Annotated in this window: 16 protein-coding genes; 2 read left to right on the top strand and 14 right to left on the bottom strand. The window is 40.6% G+C overall.

The window, feature by feature from the left end:
• Positions 1–5: 5 nt before the first annotated feature.
• Both ACT3S9_RS00295 and ccoG read right to left on the bottom strand, forming a co-directional pair.
• Complete coding sequence (locus ACT3S9_RS00295; RefSeq protein ID WP_444750599.1) at positions 6–980, bottom strand: serine/threonine protein kinase; 975 nt, start codon at positions 978–980, stop codon at positions 6–8.
• A 67-nt stretch (positions 981–1,047) separates the two neighbouring features.
• Positions 1,048–2,478 carry a cytochrome c oxidase accessory protein CcoG gene (gene ccoG / locus ACT3S9_RS00290; protein WP_444750598.1) on the bottom strand — a complete coding sequence of 477 codons (1,431 nt, stop codon included), beginning with the start codon at positions 2,476–2,478 and terminating at the stop codon, positions 1,048–1,050.
• 272 nt (positions 2,479–2,750) lie between these two features.
• On the opposite strand from ccoG, the gene ACT3S9_RS00285 reads away from it, so the two are divergent.
• Together ACT3S9_RS00285 and ACT3S9_RS00280 are read left to right on the top strand one after the other, a co-directional pair.
• A complete protein-coding gene (locus tag ACT3S9_RS00285; protein WP_444750597.1) occupies positions 2,751–3,110 on the top strand; it encodes a hypothetical protein in 360 nt (119 codons plus the stop codon).
• Entirely contained in the window at positions 3,110–3,313 is a 204-nt protein-coding gene (locus ACT3S9_RS00280) for a hypothetical protein (RefSeq protein ID WP_441835094.1), read from the top strand. The genes ACT3S9_RS00285 and ACT3S9_RS00280 overlap by 1 nt, the downstream gene beginning before the upstream one ends.
• A gap of 28 nt (positions 3,314–3,341) precedes the next feature.
• On the opposite strand, the gene ACT3S9_RS00275 is transcribed toward ACT3S9_RS00280, so the two are convergent.
• The 12 genes from ACT3S9_RS00275 to gspD all read right to left on the bottom strand — a co-directional run bounded on the left by ACT3S9_RS00275 (position 3,342) and on the right by gspD (position 14,532).
• Positions 3,342–3,938: a UPF0149 family protein gene (locus ACT3S9_RS00275; RefSeq protein ID WP_444750596.1), complete on the bottom strand. Its 597-nt coding sequence runs from the start codon at positions 3,936–3,938 to the stop codon at positions 3,342–3,344.
• A 77-nt stretch (positions 3,939–4,015) separates the two neighbouring features.
• The gene (locus ACT3S9_RS00270; RefSeq protein WP_444750595.1) at positions 4,016–4,777 is read right to left on the bottom strand and encodes a type II secretion system protein N; all 762 of its coding nucleotides are present in this window, start codon (positions 4,775–4,777) and stop codon (positions 4,016–4,018) included.
• Between the two features lie 3 nt (positions 4,778–4,780).
• On the bottom strand, positions 4,781–5,254 hold the full coding sequence (gspM, locus tag ACT3S9_RS00265; protein ID WP_444750594.1) for a type II secretion system protein GspM: 474 nt from the start codon (positions 5,252–5,254) through the stop codon (positions 4,781–4,783).
• Positions 5,251–6,459 (bottom strand): type II secretion system protein GspL, encoded by a 1,209-nt coding sequence (gspL, locus tag ACT3S9_RS00260; protein WP_444750593.1) that lies wholly within the window; start codon positions 6,457–6,459, stop codon positions 5,251–5,253. The genes gspM and gspL overlap by 4 nt, the downstream gene beginning before the upstream one ends.
• Positions 6,456–7,469 (bottom strand): type II secretion system minor pseudopilin GspK, encoded by a 1,014-nt coding sequence (gene gspK / locus ACT3S9_RS00255; RefSeq protein ID WP_444750592.1) that lies wholly within the window; start codon positions 7,467–7,469, stop codon positions 6,456–6,458. Before gspK ends, gspL begins: the two co-directional genes overlap by 4 nt.
• Positions 7,462–8,130, bottom strand: a complete 669-nt coding sequence (gene gspJ, locus ACT3S9_RS00250) for a type II secretion system minor pseudopilin GspJ (protein ID WP_444750591.1) — start codon at positions 8,128–8,130, stop codon at positions 7,462–7,464. The genes gspK and gspJ overlap by 8 nt, the downstream gene beginning before the upstream one ends.
• Positions 8,131–8,505 carry a type II secretion system minor pseudopilin GspI gene (gspI, locus tag ACT3S9_RS00245; protein ID WP_444750590.1) on the bottom strand — a complete coding sequence of 125 codons (375 nt, stop codon included), beginning with the start codon at positions 8,503–8,505 and terminating at the stop codon, positions 8,131–8,133.
• The gene (gene gspH, locus ACT3S9_RS00240) at positions 8,505–9,110 is read right to left on the bottom strand and encodes a type II secretion system minor pseudopilin GspH (protein WP_444750589.1); all 606 of its coding nucleotides are present in this window, start codon (positions 9,108–9,110) and stop codon (positions 8,505–8,507) included. The genes gspI and gspH overlap by 1 nt, the downstream gene beginning before the upstream one ends.
• Positions 9,111–9,156: 46 nt before the next feature.
• Entirely contained in the window at positions 9,157–9,579 is a 423-nt protein-coding gene (gspG, locus tag ACT3S9_RS00235; protein WP_444750588.1) for a type II secretion system major pseudopilin GspG, read from the bottom strand.
• Between the two features lie 78 nt (positions 9,580–9,657).
• A complete protein-coding gene (gene gspF / locus ACT3S9_RS00230) occupies positions 9,658–10,893 on the bottom strand; it encodes a type II secretion system inner membrane protein GspF (protein ID WP_444750587.1) in 1,236 nt (411 codons plus the stop codon).
• Between the two features lie 2 nt (positions 10,894–10,895).
• Entirely contained in the window at positions 10,896–12,473 is a 1,578-nt protein-coding gene (gene gspE / locus ACT3S9_RS00225; protein ID WP_444750586.1) for a type II secretion system ATPase GspE, read from the bottom strand.
• Positions 12,466–14,532: a type II secretion system secretin GspD gene (gene gspD / locus ACT3S9_RS00220; RefSeq protein ID WP_444750585.1), complete on the bottom strand. Its 2,067-nt coding sequence runs from the start codon at positions 14,530–14,532 to the stop codon at positions 12,466–12,468. The genes gspE and gspD overlap by 8 nt, the downstream gene beginning before the upstream one ends.
• Positions 14,533–14,539: the final 7 nt, after the last annotated feature.

Below are 14,539 nucleotides of genomic sequence, written 5' to 3'. Positions count from 1 at the left end.
AAATGTTATGGCAATAACTTTAGCGGCGGCTCTTGTAAGGCCGATAATTGCTCTTTCAGCGCTAAAATCTGTTGCTCCCAGTATTTGTCATCAGCAAACCATGAAAAGCTCCGCACAAATGCAGGATCATCCCAACGCTTTGCTAACCATCCCATATAATGGATCATACGCATTGCTCTAAGTGGCTCTATTAATTTAAGCTGTGAGTGATCAAAATCACAAAACTCTTCATAAGCGCCTACTAAGGTGTCTAACTGTAACAGTTGATTCGCGCGATCGCCACTGAGCATCATCCATAAATCTTGAATAGCAGGCCCTTGACGGCTATCGTCTAAATCAACAAACATTAACTTACTACCAGCCCACAATATATTGCCAGCATGGCAGTCACCGTGTAAACGCATACTGTTCGCTTGGTAATATTGCGCTTTTGTTTTAGCTATTACCATATCTAAAATAGTATAAAATGCAGTTGCTAAACCTGGTGATACTAAATTACTGGCTTTTAGCTGAACTTTCGCTGTATCTAAAAACTCTTCACAACTAATGACCGGACGATGGCTAAAATCTTTCGCTTTAGCGGCTTGATGCATACGACCAATTAAGCGCCCTAACATTTCTAGCTGATCTAAGTTATCCATTTCAAAAATACGACCACCAACACTAGGAAACAAAGTAAACAAATAACCTTGGTGCTCAAATAGGCTTTTGCCGTCAATATTCAACGGTGCCACTACAGGCACCTCATCATCAGCGAGTTCAAAAGCAAAAGCATGCTCTTCTTCTATTTGGGCTTGGCTCCAGCGCTCTGGGCGATAAAATTTAACCACATAACGTTTATCGTCATCGGCTTTAAATTGATAAACCCGATTTTCGTAACTGTTCAGTGCTAATAAGCCTGACTCAGCATAAATACCTACGCTTTCAATTGCGTCTAAGATCAAATCTGGCGTTAGGTCAACAAAACTAAATTTACTCATAACTCTCATCAATATAAAAAAGCGGAAAAATTTCCGCTTTTTATTTTCTTAACTGTAGTGTATCTAACTACCGCGCTTTAAAAAAGTTACTCGACTGCGAAACTGTTGAACTGGGGTCATCAACTGGTGATAACAAAAAATTAAACTCCGTCATTGGCCTTTTCAAATCATACGGATCCATGACAAGAGAAAGTGGCACGTTATACGACTCTCCTGCACCCACGGTAAAGCGTTGTTTACCAATGTAGTTAAAGTTTTCAAGCCCTTCTACCTTCACGGTAAATGCTTGCTCATTTTGGGCTTTGTTAATCACTTTAAGAGTATAAGTGTTTTCAACCAAGCCATTAAAATCAACGCGATATAATTGATTTCTATCGCGAATAATATCCAAACTCATAGGCTGGCGCATCACGATATTTCCTATTAAGGCCATACTTAAAACCAATAAAATAACTATGTAACCTATAATTTTTGGCCGTAATGGGTTGGTTTTATTCTCTGGCGTCTCTAAATTACGCTCAGTGGTATAGGAGATTAACCCGCGAGGGTAATTCATTTTATCCATCACACCATCACATGCATCTATACAAGCACCACAGTTAATACATTCAGCTTGCAAGCCATTACGAATATCAATCCCTGTTGGGCAAACCTGTACGCACAGGTTACAGTCAATGCAATCGCCTAACTCTAGCTCATTGCGATCTTGTTTTCGGCTACGAGGGCCGCGGCTCTCGCCACGCTTTTCATCGTAGCTTACGGTGAAAGTATCTTTATCAAACATTGCTGATTGGAATCGAGAATAAGGGCAAATATGCAAACACATGATTTCACGCATCCATCCCGCATTACCGTAAGTACACACCGCAAAAAACAAAATACAGCCATACGAATATGCGCCAGCTTGAAGTAAAAATAGATCAGGGAGTAATTCACGAATGGGCGTAAAGTAGCCCACAAAGCTAAATCCGGTATACAATGAGAATAACCACCAGCTGCTATGCTTAGCCGTTTTTCGCCAAAATTTATCAAAGTTCATCGGCCGTTGGTCGAGCTTTTTACGCTGATTAGCTGTGCCTTCAAACTTTTCTTCAAACCAAATAAAAATAAAGGTCCACACCGTCTGTGGACAGGTGTAACCGCACCATACTCGGCCATAAAAGGTGGTAACTAAAAACAAGGCAAACGCAGAAAGCATTAAAATAAACGCTAGAATAGTAAAGTCTTGCGGCCATAAAGTTAAACCAAATATATTGTATTTTTGGCCAATTAAATCAAATAGCACGGCTTGCTGGCCGTTAAAATTAATCCACGGTAGTAACATAAACGCCAACATACCGAGAAAGCCAATACGCTGCCTCAGTAATTGATGCAGACCACTTACTGCGCGCACATAAATACGGTTACGCGGATTAAACTGGTCATTTTGTGAATTCAGATCCGGTTTTTGGATCTTTACCTCACTAGGAATATTCTTTACTTTTATCTGCTTATCCATCGAAGTCCCTCAACGCCGCTTGGAGAATAAAATTTAATGATTTTTCGTTTTATTATTTAACTGTTAACTAAAAATAGAGCAAAACTGACGCTACAGCGAGTAAACGTTCAGAGATTTCTGAAAAATCTAATCATTGCTACTGATTATACCAACTCTAATTAAAAAAAGTGTAAGTTGATTAACATTAATTTATTCCGTGCTTGCTTTTAAAAGCTGCATTTTATTACACTAGTTGATATAACATACCCGCTAAGATCAAAGTTAACTCTTTTATGAAGCTATTTATTATATTAGTACTGGTAGTACTGACATTATTTACAATCGATCACCCAATAATCAAAGAGCCCAGAGACAAGCTCCTTGGTGAAGGAGTCGATGTACTTAATAAAGCTAGCAAAATAAACCGAAGTCTTGCCGCAAATAGAGCAAAAAGCAAAATTAAATCAGCGCTAACGCTTTCTGAATCTGAGTTAGAGTACTTAGAACAAACTATGAGTAGCGATGAAAAATTACAAATATTCCATAACCGCTATTGCCTCAGTAAAGACTTAAACATGTATTTTTATGATGACCGATTAAATACGGTATGCAGTATTGTTACTGAATCACTAACAAAAATGCGAGGGAAGTAATGGATTTTTCAGCATTAACGAAAAAAAGTGCCGAGTCATTTAATCAGCAAAAGAATATCTTAAAACAATTAGCGAAAGGCAAAACGGTAAAGTGTCCGCATTGCCAGCAAGTACTAAAGTTAGATTTAAAAACAGAGCAACAAAGTCAAGGCGTGGCCAAGTGTGCTAAAGGGTGCACTGAAATACAGCTCGATCTTGCTTAAAACTTGTTTAACGAAGTGGGGCGGCTATTTAGTCCCACCCTTCATCTTCTTCATATAAACCACTTTCTACAGCGACAATTTCAATCAACTCTGCAAAACCAAGAGAAAAGTCGCCCATTAGCTCATACTGTTGTTGGCTTAAATTAGTGTGTGAGATTTGATTTTGTAAGGCTATTTGACTTCGCTGCTCTACTGTTAAAGCAAAAAAGCTCAAACTCGCAAAAGCACTTTGAAGCGCTTCTTTTAGCTCTGTATTTAACTGTAAGCAACGCATTAGGTTTTCAACGTACGGTGTAGCACCTTTAGCAAACCCCTTGCACCAGTGATTTAAGTTTTCAGGTGGTTCAGAACCCAAGCTATAAGGGAGCTTAAAGCCGGTCTCAAACACTTGCTCACTAATTTTGTGATATAACGCCATAAACGAAAACAGTATGTCTTCGGGTAGCTTGCCATCAATACTAGGAATGACTTCCTCTAACCATTGGTGAACATCTAAAGGTTCAGGTGCACAAATAACGGCAAACAAATAACCTTGGCATTCGGCAAGTGACATGGCGTTATCTTGGCCAGTTAAAAAGGCGCTTAATTGCGCCTCTTGTTGCGGGGTAGACTCGGGAATATGCATAAGAAAGTAACTAACCTTAGTAAAAAACCTAAATTCCGGATAATCAATATCTTAAACAAAATTTAGGTTAACTCGTTTTAAAAATTAAGTGGGTAACGACCCTGATTATCCGCACGACCTAAAAACTTAGCAGCATCATGAACTTCTTTTGGCAATGAAGCCTCAGGTTTAATATAACCGGCTACTTTAAAATCATAGTTTGCTCTAAGTGTGGCATCGGCTTCAATGCCTAAGCGATTATCGGGGTCAACTAACACCGCCACATCACCTGATTTACAACTTAAATTACCGCTCAGCGGTCCGATACTAAACCAGCCAGATAACCCCTGTACATCTATGTTTGGGCTAGCGATTTCGCCTTTTAGCGTTTCGCAGTAAGGTTGCCCTGAACTGTATTCGTCTAAATCAATAATAACTCGGCCTTTAGCGTTAACTGGCACGGGCAACTGTAAACGCGGCATAGCATGCTCAACAGTCATTCTTAACGCAACATCATTAAGCGTAATGGCTTGATTAAATAAGCCATAGCTAAAGTCACCATGACCCGAGATATCACTTAGTTGACGTGCATTTCCAAATTTAATATCCCCTTTAAATTTACCTAAAAATAATGCCCATCCAGAAATATCCCAATTAATACTATTAATTCCTTCTTCGCTTTGAAAACGTAATTGACTTAGGTGACCTTGCCACACATTGCCAGTTACCTTACCAAGCTCTATGCCTTTTGGTAAATAAGGGCTGGCTAAATTAATAGCCACGGCAGCGGGCATTTTGATTACTGCAAATACAATAAAACAAACAACAAAAATAACACTGAGTGTGATGATTTTTTTCATTACTTACTTCTCTAATACTAAGCGGCTAACGCGAACATAGCCTGATTTATCATCGCGACTGAGATCTAAGTTTTCAATAAGTACACCTTGCTTATTTACCAGCTCATCAAGCCATTCAATAAGTTGGTTAAACGGCACACTATCAATAGTTAACCTGAGAGAGTTATCATTGGGTTGCATTTTGCTTATCGCAATATTATAACGGCCTCGGGTGGCATTAACTATTTGACTTAAATTACGACTATTTGTGATAGTGCCGCCACTTGAGGATTTTATTTTAGCAATACTGGCATCAACCCAAGTTAGCAACTCTTGCTGTTTGATTTGATCTTCTTTAGCCTCGTCAATAGCATTATTAAGCGGCCTGAATATACCCATAACTAATACAAAAATAACAAAAATAACCCCGGCAACCATAACAAGTTGCTGCTCTTGATCTTTTAGCGAACGCCAGTAGGCAATTATTTGCTTTTTCATACTGCACCTCGCAATCTAATTTCGCCAACCACAAAGTCACCATCATTATTTAATGACCCCTGATCCACACTTAAACCACGTTGCTCTAATATGGCTTTAACTTTACCAAAGGTTTGAAAGTCTTTACCACGAGCACGAATACGCAACTCATTACGGCGCTGGTCATAGCGTAAGGTTTCAGGAGTAAACTCTGTTACTTGACTAAATACGGTTACAAGCTCATTAGTCAGCTCTAAAAAACCAGTGCGATTTCCGCCATCAAGTTTATCGAGCTCACCGTTAATTTGGCTTTTAATTAAATGCGGGCGTACCACTTTATTTGGAAAAGCATTTTTATAACGTTCAACCACCTGCTCTTTAGCTGCGCCGACTTCACTACTTAGTTGATGTAACTCAAGCGTTTTAACTAATACCGATGCAACCAATGCAACACTTGCAGCAATAGCTGCCCCCTTCCAATAGCCCCACCATAGCGCCGTTTTCTTTTTCAGCTGGTACTGGCCTTGGCGTAAGTTAAACTTTACCTCAGGTAATTGCCTAGCAAATAACGCTAAAGGTAAATCGTAGGCTTGTGTTTGCGCGGTTAAATTAACTGACTCAGGAAACTGTGATGCAGGGCTGTAATGCGCCACATCAGGATTACCAAGAGCGGTTAGAAAGTCATTTAACCACAACGGTTCGACAATACTAATGCGCCAATTACCTTGTTTACACAGCCACTGGTTATTAAGTTCAATAACACTAAGCGCCTGCTCATTTGGGGTTGGAAGTAATAGTGCATCGGGTAAAATTTTATACGTGACAATATCATGCTCATTAAAAGCGGCCAGCCAGCCTTCAAACCACTTTCTGTCAGTTATGGCTACATTTATTGCATGCTTATCATCAATGAGTGTTGACGCACCAGTGGCAATAAATAAGTCATCAATATCACAAGCAATATCTTCTTCAAGCATGTACGGTAATGCTTGCTCAAGCTTTCTATTCCACTTTGTAGGTAAAGTAACCGTTTTAAGTTGCACTTGGTCGCTGGGTAATAACACCACGACCTCGCGGCTCAATGCTTTTTCGGTTAACTCTTCTAAGTGGCTAACATTAGGCAGCTCACCACTGGCGATAATTTCTTGTTGCTCGGTACAAAATATTAACCAATTTAATTTTTCTTGTTGGGTTCGGCCCGTGCGGATCAACAATATTTCTGTCACTGTACGCCTCCAAATTTTCGCGCCAGTATTGTTACTTCGCCATCTTTGGCATGTAGTAAAGTGGTCATCGAAAAACGCAACTCAACAAATTCAGCTTGCGTTTGTAGTTTAAAATATTCGCTATTTATGGTGAACAGCTTTTCAACGGCTTTAGTATTTTTAGCACCTTGTTGATTCGCTTGTTCAAAAAACTCATTTAAATCGTCATAACCGGCTTCTGGCCGTGATGCCAGTAAACTTTGCGCGCCTGATTCACTCAAGCCATCAATCAGTGCGCTCAGTAATAGTCCATGCTCTGGATCGATAGTGTTTACGTTGATAGCGAGTAACTCACTGCCTGGGATCACACATACGTAAGGTAATATTTTTTCCATCACTAAGGGGTTAAAACCTTTAATTAAACGCAGCTCTGACACTGAAGCAAAATAATTATTAGCCGTTAAATAAGGAAAATCCCGAGATAAGTACTCGTCTTCTTCTGCGCCTGAGCGATAGGTAATACTATTTTTATCTAACCAGTCAAATACACTATCAGCCATTGCCTCTTCTGATTCATCAATGGGTAGCTCTTCAATATTTTCAAGCAAGGCGAATAACGCTTTATGCGCTGGATTTGTTTTATTACTCGTATTTCCAGTGTCAGTCCCATCACCACCTAGGTTAAGTGACGGAGCAGCCCTAAGTGCGTTTAAATTTAAGCATGCTTGTAAGTCGGTAATACTGCCTTGCAAGGTGCCGTTGTCGACGGGGTAAGGAATATCTCCCTGCTGCGCCCACACTTGCTCTAAATCTGTTTTATCTGGGTTATCTTTTTTACTAGCAAGTAATGCTTTAACCGCTAACTCTTCTGCGGCGTAACCATACCACTTTGCCTGTTGGTGGCTTTGTAAGTTAGTACTTTTTTGCACTTGTACCATTAAATTGGCACTCATCTCGACTGCTAAAATAGAAGCTAAAGCCACAATAAATAAAACGATAATAAGCGCCGCACCGCGTTGAGCTTTAGCCATTATTAAAGCCCTCGCCAGCACCATTATTATTATCTTGTTCGTTACTGCTTGGCGGTGCGACTTTGCCGTCACCTGGCACTAAAAATAACCGTGTAATAGGTTCGGCATCAACTTGCTTTAATGTAACCGATACAGCTTTAGGTAAAGCTTTGATTTCCCATTGCTCTTGCCACTCATTCTGCTCGTCTAAAAACTCAAACTTTAAATCTTCAATATCCTTTAGTATTACCTGTACTCGCGGTTCCATGTTATCTAGCTGATCAACATACACCCGATATACCCGCTCTAAATTGTCATCCATAATGCGATAACCCACAGCTTGTAACTCTGAGCGTGGCAGTAAGTTAATTGGATTCACCCATCCATCTCGCACAAAAGCAATACCATCGTATTGGCTATCTAAAATATAACGTCCTGTGCGTATATATCTATCTTGTACATCACCTGATTCGTTGCGCACTTCGCGCTTAGTCATTTGGCTAAAATCTTGATCCATTAAACGAAAAGCCGTTTGCAAGCCATTAAGCTCAGCTATTTTTTCATCAGAAGCGGCTTTAGCTTTGGTGGTCGAATCTAATATTTGGTGAGTCGCTAATACCACAAAGGCTAAAATTCCCAGCGCTACCATAACCTCAAGAAGTGTAAAACCGCGCTGTTTCACTTAGCCATTACCTTTATTTAAATAGCTAATAAGTTCATAAACTGGATATTCCAGCTTTTCATCTGAAAATACGTTAATGGTGATTTTTACAAAGCTTTTATCGGTCGTTTCGGTTACATCTTGACGCCAATACCAATCTACACCGGCCATTGCCTCACTGCCTTTAGCCCCATTTTTTCCTTGCCACTCTTTACCTTTGGCACGCTGTTCAACCATAATATTTTCAGCCACCCAAGAACCGTAAGTTTGCTCTTCAAGACTAACTAAATGGTTTATATGCTCACCCGTTGCCTGCATTGCAGCAATACCGGCCATGGCACAAATACTCAGTGCTACCATCACCTCTAACAAGGTAAAACCACGTACTTTTTTCATTACTCCGGCTCCCTACGTAAATTAACAGGAGCGGTAAACTCTCCTTCAATAAAATAAATAGGCTCAGCTTGCTCTTTTAATTCATAAGTCAGCTGAAAAGCACTCACTTCGCCTGAGGATAAAATAAGCACCTGCGGAATTTTTAATTTTTGTAGCTCCAGTAAACTTTCATCATCACCACCGCTCATGAGCTCTCGCCAGTTTGACTGCTCTAGCATGTTCTCTTGTGACCATGCTAAATCTTCTAAATTGAGGGTCAGTTCTAAACGTTCATCAATGGTTATAGGCTGAAAGATTTTTTCACGATCAAATGTGACCCACTTTTCACCATCAAATACTAAAAATTCAAATACATCCTCATCAATATGAAACCCCAGCTCAACTTGATTAAGAATGGCAAACTCTGAAGCCATATTAATAGTGGTATGTAGTCTTAATGCTTGTTTATCAAGTTCATCTTCGGCGCCGCCGTCAAGACTATATACCACCATTTTGGTGGCAAATCCGATAATAAGCAGCACAAATAACATTTCAATTAAACTGAACCCACGCACTTTATTACTTTGCGGTAATTGAGTACGTGAGCGAGCAAGGCTTACTAACATAGCAAGCCTTTAAATTGATTAACGTGCTGATGCTTAATTAACAACATTACTGCGCTTCTTCATCCCAGTTTCCGATGTCGTCATCTGTTGCAGCTTCCCCATCTGGCCCCATTGAGAAAATATCAATTTTGCCAATTTCTCCCGGACTAATTAACTGGTATGGATTGTTCCAAGGATCTAATGGTAACTTTGAAACAAACCCACCATCAGGGAAACGTCTTGGAATTGGCTCAATGCTCGTTTGTGTTACTAACGCTTCAAGCCCTTGTTCTGTAGTTGGGTAAGTTTTATTTTTAAGCTTATAGAGACTCATTGCATCTTCAAGCTGTTGAATATCTAATGCAGCTTTATCTATGGCTGCCTCTTCTTGTTGACCCATAATATTAGGTGCCACAATTGACATAATCATGCCAATAATAACCAGTACCACCATAACTTCGAGTAATGAGAAACCTGATTGTTTGTTCACGTGCATACCTCTGTAGTTCTTAATAATTAATTCTAAATACTTAAATTTGAGTATGAAAATAAGTTAAAAGTTAGGCTATTAAAGTCCTATGGCTTCATTCATTGCCATAATAGGCTGTAAAATAGCCATAACAATAAATAATACAATAACCGCCATCGACGCTATCATGGCAGGCTCAAGTAATTTAAGCGAGACATTTACCATGCTTTCAAATTCACGATCTTGATTGTTTGCGGCTCGCTCTAACATTTGTTCTAACTCACCGGATTTTTCACCACTTGCTATCATATGTAGCATCATTGGCGGAAACAGTTTTGTTTGTTGTAAAGAAGCTCGCAAGCTTGCACCTTCACTAACACGTGTGGCGGCCTCTGCCACTGCTTGTTTAATTTTTTCGTTTATTAATACTTGCCCAGAAATTTTCATGCCCTCTAATAGCGGTACCGAGCTTGATGACAATATACTTAAAGTTCGAGCAAAACGCGCCGTGTTGATGCTTCGTGCCACTTTACCAATACCTGGCATTACCAGTATTTTTGCATCATACCAAAAACGAATTTTAGGTTGTTTTAGAGCATGTTTAATACCAATAGAAATGACCGTGATCAGCACTAATGATATAAACCAATAATTTTGTACAAAGTTACTGGCCGCCATTACCCATTCAGTGGTCCAAGGTAATACTTGTTTAGATTTTTCAAAGGTTTTTAATATTTTTGGCACTACAGTACCTAACAGTACTGAGACAATACCAATCGCAAAAATAACCAATATAATTGGATATACCATAGCTTGAGTAATTTGGCTACGCATATGCTGACGCTGCTCGGTGTAATCAGCAAGACGATTCAATACTGCATCTAGGTGGCCTGACTTTTCACCGGCAGCTACCATCGAGCGATATAAATTATCAAACACATGCGGAAATTCAGACATACCATCGGCTAAGGTATAACCTTCGACTACTTTAGAACGCACCGACATTAACATGCGTTTTAAGCGCGGCTTTTCACACTGCTCAGCTACTGCCATTACTGCGGCTTCAACCGGTAAAGCTGATTGCACCAAGGTTGCTAGTTGGCGAGTAATAAGCGCTAAATCAGAAGTCGATATTTTTGGCTTAAAAAAGCCACCAAACAAAGAGGGCTTAGCACCTTTAACTTGCTTTTCACCTTCTGCAGCAGGGACAACCTCTAATGGGGTAAGTCCTTGTTCACGTAAGTTTTGACGTATTTGTTTAGCGGTATCCGCCTCTAAAATACCTTTTGTCTCTTTGCCGCGACCATCTAAAGCGCGATATTCAAACGCTGACATAGTTAGCTTTCCTCGCGGGTAACACGTAGCACTTCTTCAAGAGTTGTTTTACCTACTAGCACGCGACTACAACCATCTTGGCGAATACTAGGAGTATGTTTACGAATATATTTTTCAACACTTTGTTCACCCTTACCACTGTGAACCAACTCACGTACAGTTTCGTCAACCACAAGTAGTTCATGAATTCCCGTACGACCACGGTAACCATTAAAGTTACATTCTTCACAACCTACTGCGCGGTAAATTGTCGGTGGATTATCAGACGGTACGCCAAGTAAATCGCATTCTTGCTCGTCTGCAACATGGGCTTCTTTACAGCTTTCACATAAAGTACGCACTAAACGCTGTGATAACACACCCAGCAAAGATGACGAAAGCAAGAATGGCTCTACCCCCATATCTTCCATACGCGAAATAGCCCCTGCAGCGGTATTGGTATGCAAAGTCGACATGACTAAGTGCCCAGTTAATGAAGCTTGTACACCAATTTGTGCGGTTTCAAGGTCACGTATTTCACCAACCATTACCACATCTGGATCTTGACGTAATATAGCTCGAAGGCCGCGGGCAAAGGTCATATCAACTTTAGTGTTTACTTGGGTTTGGCCAATACCGGGAATTTCATACTCAATAGGATCTTCAACCGTTAAAATATTACGATCGCGTGAGTTAATTTGGCTCATTCCCGCATATAAAGTGGTACTTTTACCAGAGCCCGTAGGCCCGGTTACCAAGATAATTCCATGCGGTTTACTAATTAAATCGGCAAATAAATTTCGGTTGCGCTCGGTCATACCTAAATCGGCTAAGTTTAGACGCGCATTATTCTTATCAAGTAAACGCAGAACAACACGCTCACCAAAGCTCGACGGCATAGTTGATACCCGTACATCAACGGCACGCCCAGCGATACGTAAACTAATACGACCATCTTGCGGGATACGCTTTTCTGCGATATCGAGCTTAGCCATAACTTTTATACGCGACACTAACAACGAGGCTAGTTTACGGTTTGGTTTTAATACTTCTTTAAGCACGCCATCAACCCGAAAACGAATTACAAGCTCTTGCTCGAAGGTCTCAATATGAATATCTGAAGCGCCTTCTTTAATCGCCTCACTAAGCATGGCATTAATAAGTTTTATAATGGGTGCGTCATCATCGCCCGCAAGTAGATCTTCCGTCTGCGGTAGCTCATCAGCTAGGGAGAATAAATCAACCTCGTTACCGATATCCTCCATCATTTGCTGGGTTTCAGAACTATCACGCTGGTACGACGCTTCAAGCAGCAACTCAAATTTGTCATCAGCTAATTGCTCTAAACGAAAACCATGCCCGGCAATGCGGCGTACTTCAAGAAGCACATCAATATCAAGTTCGCCGCGATAAAACACCACGCGCTCTTCTTTATTTTTACTTAATAACACACCGGCCCGACGGGCATATGAAAATGGCAACCGTGTCGCCGGTAGCTCAACCAAGTCATCGCTGGTAAGTAGCTCTGCACCTACAGTTATTTGCTCTGCAGCATGTTCAGCTGCCAGATCTTCGTTGAGCTCAGTGATGGCGTTAGTCATTGTTACGCTCACCCGCGTTTTGCTCTCTTAAATAATCTTCATACGTTGGTGGTAACACCAACGCATCATCCCACTCGGGTAAAATAGACATCTCAGTCAATGGCATTAAATCTATACCATCTTCTTTTTGTTTATATTGTTCGCCGCGAATAAAGTTGTACTTGCTGTGGCTGAGCTTATTCATGCTTATCCCATCGCGCACAATGGTTGGACGAATAAATACAATAAGGTTACGTTTACGCTTACTGCTACTGGTTGAGCGGAATAATTGACCTAGAATAGGAATGTCACCTAACAATGGTACTTTAGATACACTTTCTTGTACGTCTTCGTCAATCAGACCACCTAGCACCACCATACCGCCATCATCAGCCATAACCGTGGTATTTATTGCACGTTTATTCACTGAAACATCAACAGATGTTGCGCCGCTCACGCTTGATACTTCTTGTTCAATCTTTAATTGTACAGCCGATCCGTCATTTATTTGTGGGGTCACTTTAAGCTTTACACCCACTTCTTGGCGTTCAACCGTTTGGAACGGGTTATCATTGTTAGAACCCGTTTGAGAACCGGTAATAATAGGGATTTCTTGACCAACAATAATCGACGCTTCTTCGTTATCCATAGTGGTAACAGAAGGCGTGGCAAGAATATTCGAGTTTGTATCGGTTGATACCGCTTGAATAATCGCGCCCCAATCGTTTTTAACAATCCCCATAGCAAGACCGTTTATACCACCTAGTAACTCTCCAAGTGGACCTAAATCACCTTCAACAGTTTCTTCGTATTCTGTTACTGTGCCAGTTTCACTCCCGATTACATTACTGATCGTTGTATCGTCCTGAGCTTGTTCAGCAGCAACGGCAAGAGAGCCAACAGGCACTGTTGTGCCATTATTAAACTGTACCATACCACCTTGTTCAGAAATCCATTGTAAGCCAAAGTTAATACCATCAGCCTCCATAACTTCAACAATAATTGCTTCAACCAATACTTGTGCACGACGAATATCTAAGCGTTCAATAACTTGCTCAAGTGAGCGCATAGTATCGGGCTGTGCCGTAATGACAAGTGAGTTTGAATTAGGGTGGGCTTCGATACTAGTTTCGTTATTGCTACTATTACTACGTGTTTTTGTTGTGCCACTTTGCGCGTCTTCAGCTAATGTTTTACTCACACCTTGCAATACTTTTACTATGTCTTCAGCTTTGGCATAATTAAGGTAAATAACCTTGGTATTACCTTGATTCTCAAGTTCACCATCCAAGCGCTCAATAAGTGCAATAGCACGGGTTCGGGCTTGGCCTTCACCGCTAACAATTACACTATTAGTACGGCCATCAGCGACTACTTTGGGGATCAAAAATTCTGGAACGCTACCTTTACCACTATTTTTATAAATATTATCAACCACTGAGACAACATCATCCGCGGTGGCAAATTTAAGCTTAACAATGTCTACACGTTTATCACCCGCTTGGTCAACCGAACGGATGATTTCCACTAAACGATTAACTGAAGCGGCATGACCAGTCAGCATCATTACATTCGCTGCGTTAAAGTTAGCTACGTGGCCACCGTCTTTTTGGTCACTGAACTGACGAACTAACGGGCCAAGCTCTTGCACACTTACATTTTTAACCCGTACCACACGAGTGATCATTACATCACCACCGACTTGGTCACCTTCGGTAACTAGCGGAACATTTGACTTTTTAGCGTCTGAGCTTTTTTCAATTTTTATAATGCCGTTATCCATTTCGACCGCTGAATAACCGTAGACCTCTAATACATTTAAAAAGAATTGATAATAAAGCTTCTCATCCATTAACTCATAACTGCGTACATTTACTTTACCACGTACGTTTGGGTCAATAATCACCGTTTTATTCAGGTTTTTACCTACGATATTAACAAACTCGTTAATATCTGTGCCTTTAAAGTTTGCAGCATATTCAACTGCAGACACCGACAAAGACAGGCTGGCTACAAAAAAGAGCGCCGCATACTTTGCCAACCCTTTTTTGATCTTTTTTAGGTGTAGCGCGTGAACCATTATATTA

It is taken from the genome of Pseudoalteromonas sp. AOP31-A2-14 (assembly GCF_052378035.1).
Taxonomy (GTDB): Bacteria; Pseudomonadota; Gammaproteobacteria; order Enterobacterales; family Alteromonadaceae; genus Pseudoalteromonas.
Note: the sequence above shows the minus strand (reverse complement) of the source record. Positions and strands in the feature narration are given on the sequence as shown.

Excerpts from the sequence above, each read along its gene's own strand:
- ACT3S9_RS00285 (WP_444750597.1), top strand. The coding sequence starts at position 2,751 with ATGAAGCTATTTATTATATTAGTACTGGTAGTACTGACATTATTTACA.
- gspK (WP_444750592.1), bottom strand. The coding sequence starts at position 7,469 with ATGGCTAAAGCTCAACGCGGTGCGGCGCTTATTATCGTTTTATTTATT.
- ccoG (WP_444750598.1), bottom strand. The coding sequence starts at position 2,478 with ATGGATAAGCAGATAAAAGTAAAGAATATTCCTAGTGAGGTAAAGATC.
- ACT3S9_RS00270 (WP_444750595.1), bottom strand. The coding sequence starts at position 4,777 with ATGAAAAAAATCATCACACTCAGTGTTATTTTTGTTGTTTGTTTTATT.
- gspH (WP_444750589.1), bottom strand. The coding sequence starts at position 9,110 with ATGTTAGTAAGCCTTGCTCGCTCACGTACTCAATTACCGCAAAGTAAT.
- gspM (WP_444750594.1), bottom strand. The coding sequence starts at position 5,254 with ATGAAAAAGCAAATAATTGCCTACTGGCGTTCGCTAAAAGATCAAGAG.
- ACT3S9_RS00275 (WP_444750596.1), bottom strand. The coding sequence starts at position 3,938 with ATGCATATTCCCGAGTCTACCCCGCAACAAGAGGCGCAATTAAGCGCC.
- ACT3S9_RS00295 (WP_444750599.1), bottom strand. The coding sequence starts at position 980 with ATGAGTAAATTTAGTTTTGTTGACCTAACGCCAGATTTGATCTTAGAC.
- gspE (WP_444750586.1), bottom strand. The coding sequence starts at position 12,473 with ATGACTAACGCCATCACTGAGCTCAACGAAGATCTGGCAGCTGAACAT.
- gspD (WP_444750585.1), bottom strand. The coding sequence starts at position 14,532 with ATGGTTCACGCGCTACACCTAAAAAAGATCAAAAAAGGGTTGGCAAAG.
- gspI (WP_444750590.1), bottom strand. The coding sequence starts at position 8,505 with ATGAAAAAAGTACGTGGTTTTACCTTGTTAGAGGTGATGGTAGCACTG.
- ACT3S9_RS00280 (WP_441835094.1), top strand. The coding sequence starts at position 3,110 with ATGGATTTTTCAGCATTAACGAAAAAAAGTGCCGAGTCATTTAATCAG.
- gspF (WP_444750587.1), bottom strand. The coding sequence starts at position 10,893 with ATGTCAGCGTTTGAATATCGCGCTTTAGATGGTCGCGGCAAAGAGACA.